Genomic DNA, 17,725 nt, shown 5'->3' on the forward strand with positions numbered 1-17,725 from the left:
GCCTCGTTCCAAATGAATTCCAATAGAGATGTGTTAGAATAAGAGCCATAAGATTGCGGTTAGAGGTGGGGGACGATGAGATTATTGGTAGTGGAGGATGACCGGCATCTTCGCGAAGCGATCGTGGACGTGTTGGAGGATGAAGGCTATGAGACGGATTCGGAGGGTAATGGAGCGGACGGCTTACAGCAAGCGCAAGCGGAAATCTACGATTTGATCATTCTGGACATTATGCTTCCCGGTATGGACGGCATTTCGTTGCTTCGCAGCTTAAGGAAGGGGGGCAATGTGTCGCCGGTCATCTTTTTGACGGCGATGGATGAGGTCGCCTCCAGAATCAGCGGGTTGGACGCCGGCGGCGATGATTATCTCGTCAAACCGTTTGCGGTGGGCGAGTTGCTCGCGCGGGTCCGCGCATTGCTGAGGCGCAGCAAAGGCATTAATCCGGAAGGAGAGCTCGTATGCGGCGAAGTGGTCGTGCCCATTCAGGAGCATGAGGCTTACTGCAAGGGGCAGCCGCTTCATCTGACTGTGAAGGAGTATGAGTTGCTCCGTTATTTGATCGAGAATCAAGGCCGCATTCTGCAGCGGGAGCAGCTCTATGTCAGGGTGTGGGGACTTGATTCCGACGCGAGCGAATCCTCGGTGGATCTCTATGTCCATTATTTGCGCAAGAAGCTGGCTCCTTATGGGTGCGACGGCTATATTCGAACGATTCGCGGCGTCGGATACAAGGTGTCGGCGGAGCATGTCGATGTTTAGACGGACGCGGCTCCGCCTTGTGCTGTTGAACGCCGTCGTCTTCTTCGTCTTGTTCAATGCTTTCGGCGTAACGATCTACCTCTATACACAACATCGCTTATACGAGGATGCGGATCGAAAGCTTGATACGGATATGCAAAATTTGCTTTACCGCGGCAATCATGAATGGATGGAGCATCGCGAGCGGAATGGAAGCGACCTGATTCTATGGGATCGCGGCGGTAAAGCGTCAGCCCAGCTTCCCGATGTGCTGTTCGACTCGGACGAGCTTGAGAAGCTTTCGGCAGTCGTTGACAAACCAGGCTGCGTAACCGTTGAATTGAATGGTTCCACTTACCGTTCTTCATCGAAGAGCGTCGGCAACGGCGTTGTGCAATTGCTCTATAATCTGGATGCGGAACGATCGGTGCTGCGCAATTTGCTGATCATCCTGCTGTTATGTCTCGCGGGGAGTCTTATTCTTGCTGTGCTGGCGGGCTTCTTGCTCGCGGGAAGGGCTTTGGTGCCGATCCAGAGGGCATGGGACAAGCAGCAGCAATTCGTCTCTGACGCCTCGCATGAGCTAAGGACGCCGCTTGCGGTTATGCGGATTCATCTGGAGCGGTTCTTGCGCAATCCGGATCGTACGATCGAGAAAGAGAGCAAGAAGGTGGCGGTCATGCTTGACGAGACAGAACGGATGAGCCGTCTGGTGGCGAATCTGCTCACGCTTGCCCGCTCGGACACGCATGAGCTGCAATTAATGAAGGAAGATGTGAATTTAACCGAATGCATAGGTCGCATTACGGAATCGGCTGAGGGCTTGGCCGCGGCCAAGGGTTTAAGAGTCGAGGTGAGCGCTGAAGAAGAGTTGAAGCTGCAGGCGGATCGAGAGCGAATCAATCAATTGTTGCTAATCTTGCTGGATAATGCGATTCGGTATACGAGCGAAGGGGAGATTTCGTTGAGCGCGGAACGCAGAGGCCAGTCGATCAGGCTCTCCGTATCCGATACGGGAATCGGGATGAACGGAGAGGAGATGCCGCGGATCTTCGATCGCTTCTACCGCGCGGACAAAATGCGCAGTCGATCCGACGGGGGCGTAGGCCTCGGGCTTTCCATCGCGAAGTGGATTGTGGAAGCTCATGGCGGCGCGATTTCCGTGGAGAGCGAGCCGGGGAAGGGCTCGACCTTCCACGTCATGCTGCCTGTTTCTTCCTGAATGTCCGTCACGATCAGACAACGTCTCAGCAGCGCTGCTGCTCGTTCTTCTCGATCAGGCAACGTATCAATGGCGCTGATCCGCGCTGACCGTTATAAGGCTTTGTCAATAATGAGGGCTGTCTTGAGGTTGTTTTTCTTCAACCTTTCAGGACAGCTTTTTTTTTCTCCAATAAAAAACCAATCTTGATTTGTTTTAATGGATTTCAAGGGGAAGAAAACAAGGCAATTCCTCGAATTCGTACATTGAGGTGATAACTGTGAAGCCAACCAAAAAATCAAAATGGAATAAAAAAACGAAATGGACAAAATGGCAGATTGGCGCGGGGAGCGCTTTGCTGATCGCGTTGTTCTTCTCTCAGGTGAAGAGCAGCGATGCCTTTCAAGCCGCAACGGAAGGTGTTGCGGGCAATGATCAACCGCTGCCGGATCAGGAAAGCTCGCAATCCTACAACGATGATGAGCATGCCGATGCACCAAGCTTTGACGGCGAGGGCTTCACGGAACGGAGATCGCATGGAAGAGGGCGGCAGATGGAGCAAGGCTCCGAGGGTAGTCAATCGCAGGGCTCTGGCGGCAGTCAGTCTCAAGGATCCGGCGGTAGCCAGATGGCTCCCGAAGCGGGCGGAAACGGTTCCGGATCGAGCAGCCACTCCTCATCAGGCCGTTCTTAGAGGGCAGAATGATGAACAATCACATTCAATTTCGCGCGATGAATACGGATATATCGGCTATATTTCCCGCTATCGAGGAGAAACGCCTGGACAGCGTGCTGCGGGCGGCGAAGCAATTCTTCGAACGATCGGAGATTCAATTCAGCAGATTTCGGAAAACCAGCGAGCTATGCGATTTGAACCGAAAGGCCGGCAGCTTGTCCTTGATCAGCGATGACATGGCTGAAGTACTGGAGCTTGCGGAGCATTATTATGAGATGACAGAAGGCTGGTTCGATATTACGATTCTGAATGCGCTCGAAGCCGAAGGATACGATCAGACGTTTGAGCGACTGGCGTCGACATCGGCCAATGCGATTCAAGACAACGATGATAGCGATAGCGGCCGATCGGAAGCGACGCGCTCGACTCTTCATCTTTTCGCAGAAGATAACTGCCGGGAGACAAGCCCGAGCCTCTACCCGCTGAAGCTGAATCGCAGAATGCGATCCATGCAAATGCCGGAGGATTGCTCGATCGATCTGGGCGGACTCGTGAAGAGCTGGACGGTGAAGCGCTTGGCCGCGTATTTGCGCCGGGATTGGGGTGTGGCTCGAGGATTGATTAATGCGGGAGGCGATCTCATGGCATGGGGCGGCTATGGCGATGACGAGCCTTGGCGTGTTGGCTACGAGGATCCTTGGAATCCCGAGATGGAATTTGGGCAGGCGTCATTCCGCAACGGGGCCATGGCTACATCAAGCACGCTTGGCAGACGCTGGGCGACGGACGAGGGCGTGAAGCATCATCTGATTAATCCGCGAACGCGGTCATCCGGACAAAGCGATGTGGCGCAATGCACCGTAATCGGAGCCGACCCGGTAATATGCGAAGTGTGGGCGAAGACATTATGTCTCTGCGGCGGCGAGGCAGGAGCGGAGTTGCTCCTGAGGAATGCTCCTGATTACGAAGCGCAATTATTTACAAAATCGAAAGAAATGATTTGGTTGAGGAGGGCTGAATATGTTTGATTGGGTTATGGAGTGGCCGACGTGGTCGATAATTAGAGTGCTGGGCATCGTTTCCTATCTCTTGTTGGCGCTGGGTATGGCGCTTGGCATTACTTACAGCTACCGCTTCTGGACAAAGCCGCAGAAGCTGATGGTATACCGATGGCATTATCGATTGACGATCAGCGGGACGGCAATCGGCTTGCTGCACGGTGTTTTCCTCTACATTGACTCGTATATGCCGTTTTCGTGGAGGGAAATATTCGTGCCCTTCACGGCGAATGAGCATCCAGTATTGAACGGGATAGGCACAATTAGCGTATACGGAATGCTGCTGCTGATTTTAAGCACGGATCTTCGCAACAAATTGAACAAGGCGCTGTGGCTGGGCATTCATCTGCTTTCCTATCCCATATTCGTGTTATCTCTCATTCATGGGTTCTTTCTCGGGACGGACAGCAAGGCGGAGGGCATTCAATACATGTACGGGGGCACGGTGGTTGTCATTATCGTTCTTACTGCTTTGAGCTTCCTGCTGAAAGGAAATAAGGTGAAGAGTGCCAGACGAGTTGAAATCGTGGAAAGGGAAGTAAGGCAGTAGGGGTTGATCGGATGAATAAAATAGAACCGGCAGAGAATTGCTGAAACTGGAGAGGGTGCCCCGTATGTCATTTCAAATGACTGCAGAGCACCCTCAAGTTGGTTGTCGCCTCATATTATTTGACGATTCCTTTCATGATCCGAGCTGTTTGCAAGACCATCTGCGTCCAGAAGCCGAGCTTGCGCTTCCTGCTATCCTGAGCGAACTCTCCTCTGCGGTCTCGCTTGCTCCACTCGCGTTCTCTCTCTTCACGCATTTGCTGCATCACATAATGATCATCATACATGGTATTCATCTCCTTCTGTTCTCTTCCTTTATTATGCAGGGGAGAAAAGAGGATGAAAAGTGTATAATTCATTATAATCATTTCCCCTTTTAAAGAGGAGGGATATTGGAGGTGCGGACATGTTGAGCGATGAGCGATACCTGGCTCTCTATACGCGATTTGCCGAAGGCGAAGGAATTGATCTACCGATTGAGGTGACGCTGGAGCAGCTTGCGGAGGCGCTCTATTGCACCCAGCGGAATGTGAAGCTGATTCTGAGAAAGCTGGCAGAAGAGGGCGATATTCATTGGCAAGCCGGCCTGGGCCGAGGCAATCGATCCAGGCTGACATTCCTTGTCGCCAAGGAGAAAAAGCTGTTGGATATGGCGCAGCAGCATGCCCTCAAAGGAGAATATCAGTCGGCGTTCGAGCTTATCGGCCGCTATGGAGAGGGAACCTCCGCCCGTCAGCATTTCGTGGAATGGATGAACGGGCAATTCGGCTATCGCACGGTCAATATTAACGATATGGAAGCGGATGTGCTCCGGCTTCCCGTCTATCGGCCGATTCTCACCTTGGACCCGAAGGAGATCTATTATGCTTTCAGCGCCCATATGGTAAAGCAAATCTTTGATGGCCTCGTGCAATATGACCGGGAAACGCAGAGAGTCGTGCCGTCGCTTGCCCATGCATGGGAAGTGAATGATACGGGCATGGAATGGAGTTTCCATCTGCGCAGAGGCGTGCTCTTCCACCATGGCAGGGAGCTTGAAGCGGAGGATGTGCTGTATACATTCGAAAGGCTGCGAGGCAGCGCGGCATCGGGCTGGTTCGTCCGTCTGGTGGATCGCGTGGAGAAGCATGGTGCGAGGACGGTTGTTTTCCGATTGAAGCAGCCGAATTGGCTGTTCTTGCGATTTTTTTGTTCATCGGGTCTGGCGATCGTTCCTCATGAACTTGTCGAGCAGGATGAACACTTCTGGAGCCATCCGATTGGAACGGGGCCGTTCCGCTTTGTAGAGTGGTCCCAGAATCAATTCGTAATGGAGGCTAATCCTCATTATTTTCAAGGCAGGGCGCATCTGGACGGCGTTGTCATCGTCATGATGCCGGAGGATACGGCCATCTATTCGAAAACCTGGGAGCAACTGTTGGTTGATCACGATATGAAGGAGTTTTCGCTGGAGCAGGGCTGGCAGAAGATCGAATATGTATGCAAAGGCTGCAGTCTTCTAACCTGGAACCTGGGCAAGAGCGGACCTCAGCAGTCGGCCGCGTTCAGGAAGGCTGTCGATCTGCTGATTGATCGTGCGAGAATGATCAAGGAACTCGGCGAGGATCGCATCTTTCCCGCTAGAGGATTTTACCCTGATCAGCGCTCTCGGAATTATGAAGCGGATCGCGATGTTGAATCGGCTTTAGCGCTGCTTGCCGAATCCGGCTATAATGGCGAGCCCGTCAAGATTATCACTTACGGCATTCACGAGCATGACGCCAGGTGGCTGCAGAGGGAGCTTGCCGTTTATGGCATTGTGATCGAGCTGAATATTGAAACCTGGCTGACAATCAGGGAGCTTGAAGCGGTGCGGAGCTCCGACTGCATTCTGTACTGCGTTGTCTTCGCGGAGGATGAGGTCTGCATGATCGAGCTGTTCGAGCAAAGCGGCAACTTCCTGCGCGAGCATCTCGATCCCGGCTTGCTTGGCTGGGTGAAGGAGAGGATCGGCACCGCGCTGGGCTGTAAAGGGGAAGAGGATCGATGGCGGTATTTGATGGAAATCGAGAACAAGCTTCGCGATGAATGCCATGTTAGCTTTCTGCTGCATAAGAAGCTGAACACTTTCTATAACCCTAATATCAGGGGCGTCGGCATGAATTCGCTTGGTTGGATCGACTTCAAGGATATCTGGCTGGAGGCCAAAACTTAATTGTCGTCGGTCCAGTGGTGGCTGTTGGAGGCTAAATTGTAATTGTTTCGCGGTCCAGTGGCGGCTGCTGGAGTGTGACGGCGTGTTGTTTTGCGAAGAGTGAGCGAACCAGCGATGGTTCGCTTTATTTTGCATTATAGCGATTAATTTTGGAGGTGGGCCTCTTCCATCTAGCGTAGGTGACCAGCATTGGAGCGCGCTGCGGGTCAGTTTTCACTCTGCAGCGTAGGTGACCAGCATTGGAGTGCGCTGTGTGTCCGCTTTTCACTCTGCAACGTAGGTGAGCAGCGTTGGAGTGCGCTGTGTGTCCGCTTTTCAGTCTGCAGCGTTGGCGACCAGCGTTGGAGTGCGTTGTGTGTCCGCTTTTCACTCTGCAACGTAGGTGACCAGCTTTACAGCTTCCAAAACAGCACGTTCCGCGCTTATGCGCTGATTACCTTTGACAAGGACGCCGTTAGGCATCTTTCTCAATTTTGTTATCGCAACGGACCGTAGATGCACTATTTCGTCAATATGAGCCGTTTTTATGATTTCGCGGACAGAGATGACATTATTTTCGAAAAAGCGGCGTTTTTATTGGATTTTTGAGGAAATAGCGTCTCCAGTGTCCGCCAAAGTGAATAAACTCCGTATTTTTCTCTAATAGCGTCTCCTATGTCCTCTCACGCATAAAGTCGGATTTTATTATCTAATCGCGTCAATTGTATGTAACATAATAGTTAAATGTAACCGAAATCACAAAATGTTGTGCGTTTACATTATAAAAATAACACTAACAATCATAAAATCACATAATATTTGTTGACTAAATAACAAATGACGTTATAATAAGTGACATAAGCAAGGTGGTCTAGCACTAGCGCTTCACTCCTGTTTATGAGATGTCAGAAGGATTGATGAATTGCTCTAGTACTTTTAAGTCCGAATCAGAGTAAGTGATGGTAAATGTACAGTGGTTTTAAAATTCTGAATATTAAGTCTATTTAATGCTTATTTAGTCTATTCAATGCTTATTGAGTCAATTAAATGCTTGGAAATAATGACGAAGAGGGTGCATGCATGGGAATTATTCGATTTGGCGGTTGTACGGTCGAACGCAAACAAGCTTGTGTCATGCGCGACGGCGTTGTGTTATATGCGGATATTTATCGTCCCGGGGAAGCGGGCCTCTATCCTGTGCTGCTGATGAGACAGCCCTACGGCAGAATGATTGCTTCAACCATTACTCAGGCGCATCCGGTATGGTACGCGCGCCAAGGCTTCATTGTCATTATTCAGGATGTGAGAGGAAGAGGGGATTCCCAGGGCGAATTCGATCCCTTCATTCATGAAGCGGAGGACGGCTTCGATACGGTAGAATGGGCGGCCGCGCTTCCGCAATCAAACGGTCATGTAGGCATGTACGGGTTCTCCTACCAGGGCTGCACCCAATGGGCCGCGGCTTCGCAAAAGCCGCCTTCGCTCAAGGCGATCGCTCCCGGCATGTGCGGTGCGGATCTCTATCACGGAATGATCTATCCGCAAGGCCGTTTCGCGGCGGCCGAGCATGTGCCATGGGCTTTCCAACTGGCCCGAGACGCGGCAAGAAGAGCGGGAGATGCGGAGACGGAGAGATATTGCACGCTGGTTAGGAAACAAACGCCGGACGACCTCCTTTACCCGATAATGGAGAACGGTTCGCATCCGATCTTGCGAAAGTATTTTCCGGCTTATGAAGAATGGTTGCGGCATAGCGCTTACGATGAGTACTGGGAGAAGAGAAGCTGGGCCGAGAGCTTCCTGGAGCAGCCGATACCGGCTTTTCTGATCGGAGGCTGGTACGATGTGTTCCTGATGGGGACGCTCGGGGATTACGACATGCTGAAGAGTGTGCCGAGAACCGGAGATCTTGCTTTCAAGCTGAAGATTGGTCCATGGGATCATATTCCATGGGGCAGATATTCCGGTGGCGTCGATCACGGGGGCGAGGCGGACGGCAATATTCACGTAGAGCAGGCCGAATGGTTCAAATACTGGCTCGATCCGAAGCGCAAACCAATCGATGAAAGGAGTCGCGAGCCTGAGGTGAGCTATTACGAACGAGGCAGCTGCGAATGGATGACCTCCAGGCAGGGCTCGCCGCTCTCAAGCGCAGGCGAGCTTCGCGAGCAATGGTTGAACGGCTCGGAGAAGCCGGCGAACGGAAGCTCTGGCGGGGGAAGGTTGTTGGAGCATCGCTCTTCAGGCATCAACGCGATGCCCGATCTATTCGTCTACGATGCGCGGCTGCCGATGACTCTGGAGGGCTATCAGCCGAAGGATCGCAGAGTCGAGCAGGACCGGTATGAAGCGTTAGTCTACACAAGCGCACCGCTTGCTTATCCGACGAGCCTCTACGGCGCCCCGAAGGTGGCGGCTCAAGCCCAGACGATGGGCGGGCCGACAGATCTGGTAGCCATACTTAGCGTCGTCGGAGCGGATGGCGCAGTCACTTTCCTGACGGCGGGCGTCGCCGAGATAACGGCGGAGGCCGGCGAGCATGAGCTGTGGCAGAACCTGAGCATCGAGCTCAGACCGATTGCGATTGAATTGCAGGCCGGCGAAGCGATTCGCCTGGAATTGACGGGAAGCGCGTATCCCTTGTTCGCTCGTCACCCGAACGGTCGGAGCATCAGCAAGTCTGCTCAGGCCGGGCCGCAGGATCTGTTGATCGCCTCGGTAGCCGTCAACTACGAGAGCTCGAAGCTGCAGTTGCCTGTACGAGCGATTGAGAAGGAGGAGGATGTATGCATCGACTTGGCAATGGCCGAAATGACTGGTTTGTAAACGGAGTGGAAGCGAATCTGACGCGAAAGCATCATCAGAGCATCTTCATTACGCTTCAGGCGGAGCCGCAGCGCATCGCCATCAATCTGCATCGAACGGCGGTCATCGTCGTCGACATGCAGAATGATTTCTGCTCCGCCGGCGGCTGGGTGGACTATATCGGCGGCGATTACGCGACGCTCGGCGCGCTTGCGGACACGCAGAACGCCGCGCTGGAAGTTCTGAGAAGCGAAGGGGTCGCCGTCATCTGGCTGAACTGGGGCAATCGCGAGGATCGGCTTAATCTTAGTCCGTCCATCCTTCATGTCTACAATGGAGCAGGCACGGGAACGGGAATCGGCGAGCCGCTTCCGGAGAACGGGTCGAAGGTGCTCGAGAAGGGAAGCTGGGGAGCGGCGATTATCGATAACTTGAAGGTGGAGCCCTCGGACATTCATGTGGACAAATATCGGATGAGCGGCTTTTGGGATACGCCGCTGGATAGTATTCTGCGAAATTTGAGAGTGGACACGTTGTTGTTCATGGGCGTCAATCTGGATCAATGCGTCATGTCGACGCTGGAGGATGCGGTTCACGCCGGGTACGACGCCGTGCTCGTGAAGGATTGCTGCGCGACGAACTCTCCCCCTTATTGCATTGACGCAACTTACTATAATATCAAGCAATGCTACGGATTCATTACGGATTCTGGCGCGTTATATGAAGCGATTCAATCGAAGGAAATCATTTCATCCAACTAATCTATGGAGGTGCTTGTTATGACAAAGCCTGTATTGCTGGCAGGACGTTACGATCAAAGCCCGGTGTACAAAATTTCGCCAAAGGACAGCAACAAGTTCGTTCTCCTATGCGACGGGACGCAGGTTCCGTTCGTCTCGGTCGTCGAGATTTTCGACGTGGAGGGAAAGACGCCGCCGAATGAGCACGCGGAGGCGTTCGAATATTTCTACGTGCTGCATGGGGAAGGCATCGCCACCGTCGGCGACGAGAGCATGACGATCGGGCAAGGCGCTTATTTCATTGTCTATCCCGGACAGACGCACCAGGTCATCAATACGGGCAGCTCCAGATTGTATGTGCTGACGACGATGGTGCCGGACGAGAAGTTCTCCGATCTGATCAAATCCGGTATTGAAGCTTCGCTGGACGAAGAGGATTTGACGATTCTATCGTCGCTTTCCGCAGCGAGATAACGCGTGCAGCCAGCATAGAGAACGTTATTCATGGGATAGGGAGAGATGGAGATGAACAGATATACGGGCAAAGCATGGGATGCGCATTTCCTGCCCCGATTAAGCCGGAAGCAGGTAGTCGAGCTCGATAAGGAAAACGCTCTGGTCTTGCTTCCAGTCGCGGCCGTCGAACAGCATGGACCGCATTTGCCGACTTACACCGACACGCTCATTAATGAAACGATGCTGACGCACGCGTTCGAGCAGCTTCCCGACGACGCGCCGGTATGGCTCATACCGCCGCTAGCTTACGGGAAGAGCACCGAGCATTTGGGCATCCCGGGCACGATTACTTTATCGGCGACGACGCTCATGGCCGTGGTGATGGATATTGCGAGGAGCTTGCAAATCAGCGGCTTCAAGAAGCTGGCCTTCTATAATACGCATGGCGGCAATGTGGATCTGCTGTCGATGATGGCGAGGGAGATTCGAATCGAAACGGGGTTGGCCGTCTTCCAGGTGCAGTTCGACGGCTCCGCCGATCCCGAGGTGATCAAGCGGCAAGGCACGATCGATATTCATGGCGGCGATGTGGAGACATCCTTGATTCTCGCGTCGCGGGAGCATTGGGTCGATATGAAGGAAGCGCCGGATGAAATTCCGAATTTTCCTTCGTCGCCCAATCTGCAATTCAAGAATAAACCGTTCGCATGGGTGATGAACGACATTTCCGAATCCGGCATCGCGGGGAACGCGAAGCTTGCGTCGCTGGAGCTTGGCCGTCATCTGTACGAACGGGGCGGCAAGGCGATGGCGAGGACGCTGATGGAACTGGTCGAATTCGATATGGCGAGCTTGAAGAAGCGGCGGCAATAAGTCTTGGATGGTTCAGGGGTTAGGATGGTTTAGCGGCAATTAGATCAGGTCCGGAGCGAATGAGAAGGAGGCGGCTTTAATGGAAACGATGTGGAAAGAAGAGGTTGAGGCGGGCAAGGCTTGGGCTGACATGACGGATGACGCGGCATTCGTTCGTATGAATGGTCTATCAAAAACCTATCCGAACGGCACGGTCGCGTTAAGCGATGTGAACCTGACGATATCCGAAGGGGAATTCATCTCCTTCGTCGGTCCTTCGGGCTGCGGCAAGTCGACGATATTCAAGCTGATCACAGGTCTTAGCGGCCATACGTCCGGCGAGCTTACCGTGCTTGGCAAGACGCCGAAGGAAGCGCGCAAGGCGAACAACACCTCCTTCGTCTTCCAGGATCATACGCTGCTGCCATGGAGCTCGGTCATCGATAATGTGATGCTGCCGCTGTCGCTCCGGGGAGACTCGAAGAAGGAGAGCCGCAAGGAGGCGGAGCGCGTGCTCGAGATGGTCGGGCTGCGCGACTATACGAAGGCGCTGCCGAGAATGCTGTCAGGCGGAATGAAGATGCGCGTGTCGATTGCAAGGGCGCTGGTATCGAAGCCGAAGCTGCTTCTGATGGATGAGCCTTTCGCCGCTCTGGACGAAATTACGCGCCAGACGCTGCAGGATGAGCTGCTCTCGATCTGGCAGCAAGAGAAGAGGATGACGGTGCTGTTCGTCACTCACAATGTGTTCGAATCGGTATTCCTGTCGAGCAGGGTTGCCGTCATGACGCCGCGTCCGGGAAGGATTTCCGAGATTATCGACATCGACGTACCCTATCCGCGCAGTCAGGATTACCGCTCAACGGCGAAGTTCGGCGAGCTGGTGCGAAGCGTTTCGAACGTCTTGCAGCATTAATGCTTCACAGGATGAATCTGGCACAGGATTAGAGCCTTAACGATTTCATAATCAGGATGGAGGTGCAGCCATGAGCGCGGGGTGGCAAGCGGAGGTTGATGATTTGCTGGGGAAGGGCAAGGTTGTGGTGGAGCCTGCTGCAATCGAGAAGCTGTCGAAGGATTATTATTGGTATTCGCCGCTGCTGAAGGCGAAGCTGAAGGACAAGATCGCGGAAGGCGCGGTTAAGGTGCAGAGCGACGAGGATTTGCGGCAGACGTTGGCCTACGCTTATGCCCACAGCATTCCAGTCACGCCCAGAGGCGGCGGCACAGGCAATTATGGGCAGGCCGTTCCGCTTAGCGGCGGCATCGTTCTGGATTTGACGGGCATGAACGAGATTTTGGAGATCGGCGACGGTTATGCCAGATGTCAGGCGGGCGTGAAGCTTGGCGCGCTGGAGAAAGCGATTCGAGCTACGGGACAGGAGCTGAGAATTTATCCGAGCACGCTGATGATCGCCACTATCGGGGGCTTTATCGGAGGGGGCTCTGCCGGCATCGGCTCCATCACTTACGGCGGCCTATGGAACGGGAATGTGCTCGAGCTGGTGGTCTACACCATGGAAGAGCAGCCTCGGCGCTTGGTTATTCGGGGTGATGAGATGATTGACTATATTCACGGCTACGGCACGACCGGCATTGTGGCCGAGGTTGTTATTCCCTTGGCGCCGGCCAAGGAATGGCAGGAAGCGATCGGCCAATTCGAGAAGCTGGAGGATGCGCTGCGATTCGCCAATCGAGTGGCGGATGACCCGACTCTTGTCAAACGGGTCGTGAGTTTGCACGAGTGGCCGTTGCCGAGTTATTTTGCCCCCTTGGCTCGTCATCTTGAAGAAGGCTGTGCAGCGGTGCTGCTCGAGATGGAGAAGGGCTCGCTGGATAGGTTGCGGAAGATCGCCGGGGAAGAAGGCGGGCATATTGGCTATACGAAGGAGGATTCGCATACGCGAAAAGGCGTCAGCCTGACGGACTTCACCTTCAATCATACGACGCTGTGGGCGTTGAAGGCGGATGCCTCTTACACGTACCTGCAATGCGGCTTCTCTCCGACGGAGTATATAGCTCAGATCAGACAGGTGAAGGAGCGCTTCGGCGATGAGGTCATTATGCATATGGAATGGATGAAAGCGAGAGAAGGAAACGGCACGGTTCCCGCCAATCTGCCGCTGTTGAAATTCACTTCGGAGGAGCGGCTGAACGAAATTATCGACTTTCTTAATGAAATCGGCGTTCCCGTCAATAACCCGCATACCTGGAAGCTGGACAATAAGAACAAGACGTACGACGGCATGGTTGAACGAAAGAAGCTGAACGATCCCCGCAATTTGCTTAATCCAGGCAAGCTGTTCGGGGAACAAGAACAGGAAGAGGTGACTCAACATGAGTAAATCCTATGCGAGCGCAGGTACGCTCCCCGCGGAGAAAGCGGTTGTCGAAGGATCGTCCGTGTCGTTCGCGAAGAAGCTGAAGAAGCTAAGCGGCGTTTGGCCGCCGCTTGCCGCATTCGTCGTTGTGGTCGGCTTGTGGGAGCTGATCTGCCGACAGCTCGATGTGGCGATCTACCTGCTGCCGAAGCCATCGGATATTGTACAGGCCGCGGTAGAGAACGGGAGCTCTCTCTCCAATGCGCTGCTGACGACGGCAACGGAGACGGTTATCGGGTTCATCTTCAGCGTTCTGATCGGCGTAGGCTTCGCGATCATCCTCGCGAGCTCGAAGCTCGTAGAGAAAAGCGTCTACCCCTATGCCATCGTGCTGCAGACCATTCCGATTATCGCGATTGCTCCGATTATCGTCATCTGGTTCGGAGCGGGCACGAACGCTATTGTCTTCATTACCTTCCTGATCGGCTTCTTCCCGATGCTGTCGAATACGCTAATCGGACTCAACAGCACCGATCATAACATGAAGAATCTATTCTTCCTCTACAATGCGACGCCGCTGCAGACGATGTGGAGACTGCGCCTGCCGGCCGCGCTGCCCTATATTATCGCGGGCCTGAAAATCTCGGCCACGTTGTCCGTCATTGGCGCCATTGTCGGCGAATACATGGCGGGACTCGGCGGCGCGAACGGCGGTCTCGGCTATGCGATCACCGTTGCCGCCACTCGGCTGAGAACGCCGTATTTGTTCGCTTGCGGTCTGTCCGCTTCGATTCTCGGCATCGTGTTCTACTTGATTGTGAACAGGCTGTCGAGGCTTCTGCTCAGCTCCTGGCATGAATCCGAGCTGGCGAAGGAGAATTAGACGCAATGGCGAAGGGGGATTTGCATGTCATTAATGCAAAGCTGCCGCTGGGAGGCGACGCGGACAGCTGGCATGAGCTGATTGCGGAAGGCGGTTGCTGGAAGAGGATCATCGCTCATCCGCAGAGGCTGAGCCTGGACGACGCCGTCAGCATTAGGGATCGCCGTTCGCTCGAGCAAGGCGCGCCGGGCAGATTGCCGGCAATCGTTGATTTGGAAGGTAGAATCGCTTTGCCGGGCTTCGTGGATATGCATATGCATCTCGATAAGGCGCTTACGCTGGATCAAGTAGGCAATTCATCAGGCACCTTGCTTGAGGCGATAGCGAACTACAGCGGCAAGGCAGGAGAGTTCTCCAAGGCGAATATTCGCGAGCGGATGGTGAGAACGGCGCTGATGGGCCTTCGGCATGGGACGACCGCGATGCGGACGCATCTGGACATGCCGGCGCATCTCGGGCGCGAGGTGCTGTATCGCACGATCGAGGCTGCTCTCGAGGCCCGCGAGGAGTTGAAGGGCAGAGTGAAACTGCAGCTATTCCCGATGCTGAGCTTTGCGAGAGATCCTGAAGGCGCGAAGCGGCTGAGCACCGAGTTGATCGGACTCGGCATGGACGGAATCGGAGGTTGTCCCCATCTGATGGAGGATCCGTCGCTCGATGTCAAGCTGCTCTTCAAGCAAGCAGAGAAGCTTGGCGTGCCGGTCGATCTGCATGTCGACGAGACGGATAATCCGTCGATGCGCACAATCGAAACCATTTGCCATGCGACAATCGCGGCGGGCTATGAAGGAAAGGTGACCGCCGGCCATCTCTGCTCCTTGTCGAGCATGCCGAAGGATGAAGCTCGGCTGATTATCGAATTGATGGCGCAAGCGAAGGTAGGCGCGGTCACGCTGCCGGCAGTGAACTTGTATTTGCAGGGCAGGGGGGATGAAGGTCCGGTTCGCAGAGGCGTAACCCGAGTGAAAGAAATGCTGGAGGACGGCGTCGAAGTGGCGGCAGCGTCCGACAATATTCAAGATCCGTTCCATCCGTTTGGCAGAGGCGATCTGCTCCATATTGGGGCAATTGCCGCTTATGCCGCGCATATGGGCGCCGCGTCCGATGCCGAACGAATCTTGGACATGATCACGCAAACGCCGGCGGCGCTTATGGGACTTCGCGAATACGGGATGCGGCAAAATCATCAAGCGGATATCGTCGTCCTGGATGCAACGACTCCCGAGCAGCTTCTGCTCGAGGAATCGCCATCGCGCTGGGTGGCGGTGAACGGCACATGGGCAAGCGCCCATGTTCGGGAGGTCTGGCTGGATTAGATGATTTGCTTGGGCGACTGGCAAGAGAAAGAAGAGAAGAGAAGTCAAGTCAAGTGAAGTCAAGTGAAGTGAAGTGAAGTGGAGTGAGCCGCAAGTAATGAGCGTCAGCGACAGGTTGGTTAGCGAGAATTGCAGTCGAGAGAGTAACGAATAGAGACAAAGTGGAGGGAACAACCATGCCAATCCAAAAAAAGACAGTACGATTTAACGCCAAACGATCCGTTCTCATGCTTGCTATTATCGCCCTGATGGTTGTCGTGTCAGCCTGCTCTTCGGGCAATAATGCGAATAACAACGCGTCGTCTTCAACGCCAACGACTTCTTCGGACACTAGCGGAACAGCGACGGATGCTCCCCCGGCAACGGACGCTCCCAAGGAGCTGACGAAGATTACGCAAATAACGAACTGGTATGCGCAATCCGAGCATGGAGGCAATTATGCGGCGCTGGCGAAAGGCTACTATGAGGAAGCCGGTCTTGACATGACGATTACGCCGGGCGTCAACGTATCCGGCACGCAGCTGCTCGCATCCGGCAAAGCGCAATTCGCGATGAGCTCCAGCGACGAGGTGCTGGTCGCTCGCGAGAACGGCATTCCGTTGGTCGCGATTCTCGGAACCTTCCAAACGAGCCCGCAATCGCTGACCTTCCACAAGGGGCAGGATATTAAAGGAATCGAGGATTTGAACGGACGCGACGTGTATGTAAGCAGCGGCATCTCCTACTGGGAATATTTCAAGAAGGCTTACGATATCTCCAAAGCGCGCGAGCTGAAATATAACTATGAGCTCAGCAGCTTCATGGCAAACGAAACCTCGGTCGTGCAAAGCTATATTACCTCGGAGCCGTACACGCTCGGCCAACAAGGCATCGAAACCGAGAGCATGCTGATCGGCGACTTTGGCTATAACCCGTATGCGAATGTGATGGTGACAACGGAGGAGTATATCGAGAAGCATCCCGATATCGTGCAAGCGTTCGTCGAAGCGACGATGAAGGGTTGGTACTACTACAAGGACAACTATGAAGAGATCAATCCGACGATTCAAAAGGAAAATCCGGATGTTCCGCTTGACGCGTTCGCATACAGCGCGAAAGCCCTTCAGCCGCTTGTGTACGAGGGCGATGCGGCCGAGAACGGGGTTGGCCACATGCAGCAAGATCGCTGGGACGATATGAATAAGAAGCTGGTCGATCTAGGCGTGACGAAGAAGAGCCAGGACGTAACTGAAGCGTTCACGAACGAATTCGTAGACAAGGCTTTTGCTGATTTGAAGTAAGAAGTTTTGGGAAGATGGAAGGCATATAAGCAGGCATGGGGGGCGGCGATGCGAGCCGCTCTTTCATCCTGCAGGCGATATTAATCAAGGGATGAAAGCTAACGGCTGCCGATGAGGCTGTCGATTCATGGTGGAGCCATGAGCGAGTGGCCATTTGATCAAGGAGTGAAGCCTTACGGTCACAAGTGACCGTAAGAAGCCATTATTACTCCTTTCTCGGTTTTAACGGACACGGATGAGGCTGTCGATTAACTGTGGATCACCTACTTGTGGAACACCTCAGCCCGTTCCGCATTTGAAGCTCTAGCGCTGAAAATCAGCGCTAGAGCGCCAGTCGGAGCGACATCCAAAGCTGCAGCGCTGAAAATCAGCATTGCAGCCCAGTCCACAGTTAATCGACAGCCTCATCTGCGACCCTTGCATCCTGTAAATCGTTGATATCGTCGCGTAACGGTCGCGTTTGACCGTAAGGGAGGATAATGAAAGGCTTAATCCGTTATTTCTGTCTTTATAACAATAGCAAGAGCGCGGCTGGAGTTTTCACTTACCTCTTGGAGAGGGAGATAAATCGCAAAAGTAACCCAACGGAGCTTCGATTTGTGATACGATTGGAAAATAATGAGTGAGAAGCTTGTGGAGCTTGTAATTTGCGGAGCTTGTGATGGGGGAGAAGG

16 protein-coding genes are annotated in these 17,725 nt (G+C 53.8%); 15 read left to right on the top strand and 1 reads right to left on the bottom strand.

Annotation, left to right across the window (positions count from 1 at the left end):
- Positions 1 to 75: 75 nt before the first annotated feature.
- From HFP08_RS00710 to HFP08_RS00730, 5 genes are all read left to right on the top strand, one after another.
- Positions 76 to 762: a response regulator transcription factor gene (locus HFP08_RS00710; RefSeq protein ID WP_168118594.1), complete on the top strand. Its 687-nt coding sequence runs from the start codon at positions 76 to 78 to the stop codon at positions 760 to 762.
- Positions 755 to 1,963 (top strand): sensor histidine kinase, encoded by a 1,209-nt coding sequence (locus HFP08_RS00715; RefSeq protein ID WP_168118595.1) that lies wholly within the window; start codon positions 755 to 757, stop codon positions 1,961 to 1,963. The genes HFP08_RS00710 and HFP08_RS00715 overlap by 8 nt, the downstream gene beginning before the upstream one ends.
- Before the next feature lie 259 nt (positions 1,964 to 2,222).
- Entirely contained in the window at positions 2,223 to 2,636 is a 414-nt protein-coding gene (locus HFP08_RS00720; RefSeq protein WP_168118596.1) for a hypothetical protein, read from the top strand.
- Positions 2,637 to 2,644: 8 nt separating this feature from the next.
- Complete coding sequence (locus HFP08_RS00725; protein ID WP_168118597.1) at positions 2,645 to 3,646, top strand: FAD:protein FMN transferase; 1,002 nt, start codon at positions 2,645 to 2,647, stop codon at positions 3,644 to 3,646.
- Positions 3,639 to 4,226, top strand: a complete 588-nt coding sequence (locus HFP08_RS00730; protein ID WP_168118598.1) for a ferric reductase-like transmembrane domain-containing protein — start codon at positions 3,639 to 3,641, stop codon at positions 4,224 to 4,226. The genes HFP08_RS00725 and HFP08_RS00730 overlap by 8 nt, the downstream gene beginning before the upstream one ends.
- Before the next feature lie 115 nt (positions 4,227 to 4,341).
- Here the strand turns inward: HFP08_RS00730 and HFP08_RS00735 are convergent, their stop codons facing one another.
- Positions 4,342 to 4,521 (bottom strand): hypothetical protein, encoded by a 180-nt coding sequence (locus tag HFP08_RS00735; protein ID WP_168118599.1) that lies wholly within the window; start codon positions 4,519 to 4,521, stop codon positions 4,342 to 4,344.
- Between the two features lie 110 nt (positions 4,522 to 4,631).
- Between HFP08_RS00735 and HFP08_RS00740 the strand changes: the two genes are divergently transcribed.
- The 10 genes from HFP08_RS00740 to HFP08_RS00785 all read left to right on the top strand — a co-directional run bounded on the left by HFP08_RS00740 (position 4,632) and on the right by HFP08_RS00785 (position 17,051).
- Positions 4,632 to 6,419 carry an SgrR family transcriptional regulator gene (locus HFP08_RS00740; protein ID WP_168118600.1) on the top strand — a complete coding sequence of 596 codons (1,788 nt, stop codon included), beginning with the start codon at positions 4,632 to 4,634 and terminating at the stop codon, positions 6,417 to 6,419.
- Positions 6,420 to 7,478: 1,059 nt separating this feature from the next.
- A complete protein-coding gene (locus HFP08_RS00745; RefSeq protein WP_168118601.1) occupies positions 7,479 to 9,224 on the top strand; it encodes a CocE/NonD family hydrolase in 1,746 nt (581 codons plus the stop codon).
- Positions 9,185 to 9,964: a cysteine hydrolase family protein gene (locus tag HFP08_RS00750; RefSeq protein WP_168118602.1), complete on the top strand. Its 780-nt coding sequence runs from the start codon at positions 9,185 to 9,187 to the stop codon at positions 9,962 to 9,964. The genes HFP08_RS00745 and HFP08_RS00750 overlap by 40 nt, the downstream gene beginning before the upstream one ends.
- A gap of 18 nt (positions 9,965 to 9,982) precedes the next feature.
- A complete protein-coding gene (locus HFP08_RS00755; RefSeq protein WP_168118603.1) occupies positions 9,983 to 10,417 on the top strand; it encodes a cupin domain-containing protein in 435 nt (144 codons plus the stop codon).
- A gap of 51 nt (positions 10,418 to 10,468) precedes the next feature.
- Positions 10,469 to 11,272, top strand: coding sequence for a creatininase family protein (locus HFP08_RS00760; protein ID WP_240940984.1), 804 nt, complete (start codon positions 10,469 to 10,471; stop codon positions 11,270 to 11,272).
- Between the two features lie 130 nt (positions 11,273 to 11,402).
- On the top strand, positions 11,403 to 12,167 hold the full coding sequence (locus HFP08_RS00765) for an ABC transporter ATP-binding protein (RefSeq protein WP_240941014.1): 765 nt from the start codon (positions 11,403 to 11,405) through the stop codon (positions 12,165 to 12,167).
- 70 nt (positions 12,168 to 12,237) lie between these two features.
- A complete protein-coding gene (locus HFP08_RS00770; RefSeq protein ID WP_168118605.1) occupies positions 12,238 to 13,596 on the top strand; it encodes an FAD-binding oxidoreductase in 1,359 nt (452 codons plus the stop codon).
- On the top strand, positions 13,589 to 14,455 hold the full coding sequence (locus tag HFP08_RS00775) for an ABC transporter permease (protein WP_168118606.1): 867 nt from the start codon (positions 13,589 to 13,591) through the stop codon (positions 14,453 to 14,455). Before HFP08_RS00770 ends, HFP08_RS00775 begins: the two co-directional genes overlap by 8 nt.
- A gap of 5 nt (positions 14,456 to 14,460) precedes the next feature.
- Positions 14,461 to 15,771 carry an amidohydrolase family protein gene (locus HFP08_RS00780; RefSeq protein WP_168118607.1) on the top strand — a complete coding sequence of 437 codons (1,311 nt, stop codon included), beginning with the start codon at positions 14,461 to 14,463 and terminating at the stop codon, positions 15,769 to 15,771.
- 176 nt (positions 15,772 to 15,947) lie between these two features.
- A complete protein-coding gene (locus tag HFP08_RS00785; RefSeq protein WP_168118608.1) occupies positions 15,948 to 17,051 on the top strand; it encodes an ABC transporter substrate-binding protein in 1,104 nt (367 codons plus the stop codon).
- Positions 17,052 to 17,725 lie beyond the last annotated feature (674 nt).

This window comes from Paenibacillus sp. HB172176, assembly GCF_011947265.1.
Classification (GTDB): Bacteria; Bacillota; Bacilli; order Paenibacillales; family Paenibacillaceae; genus Pristimantibacillus.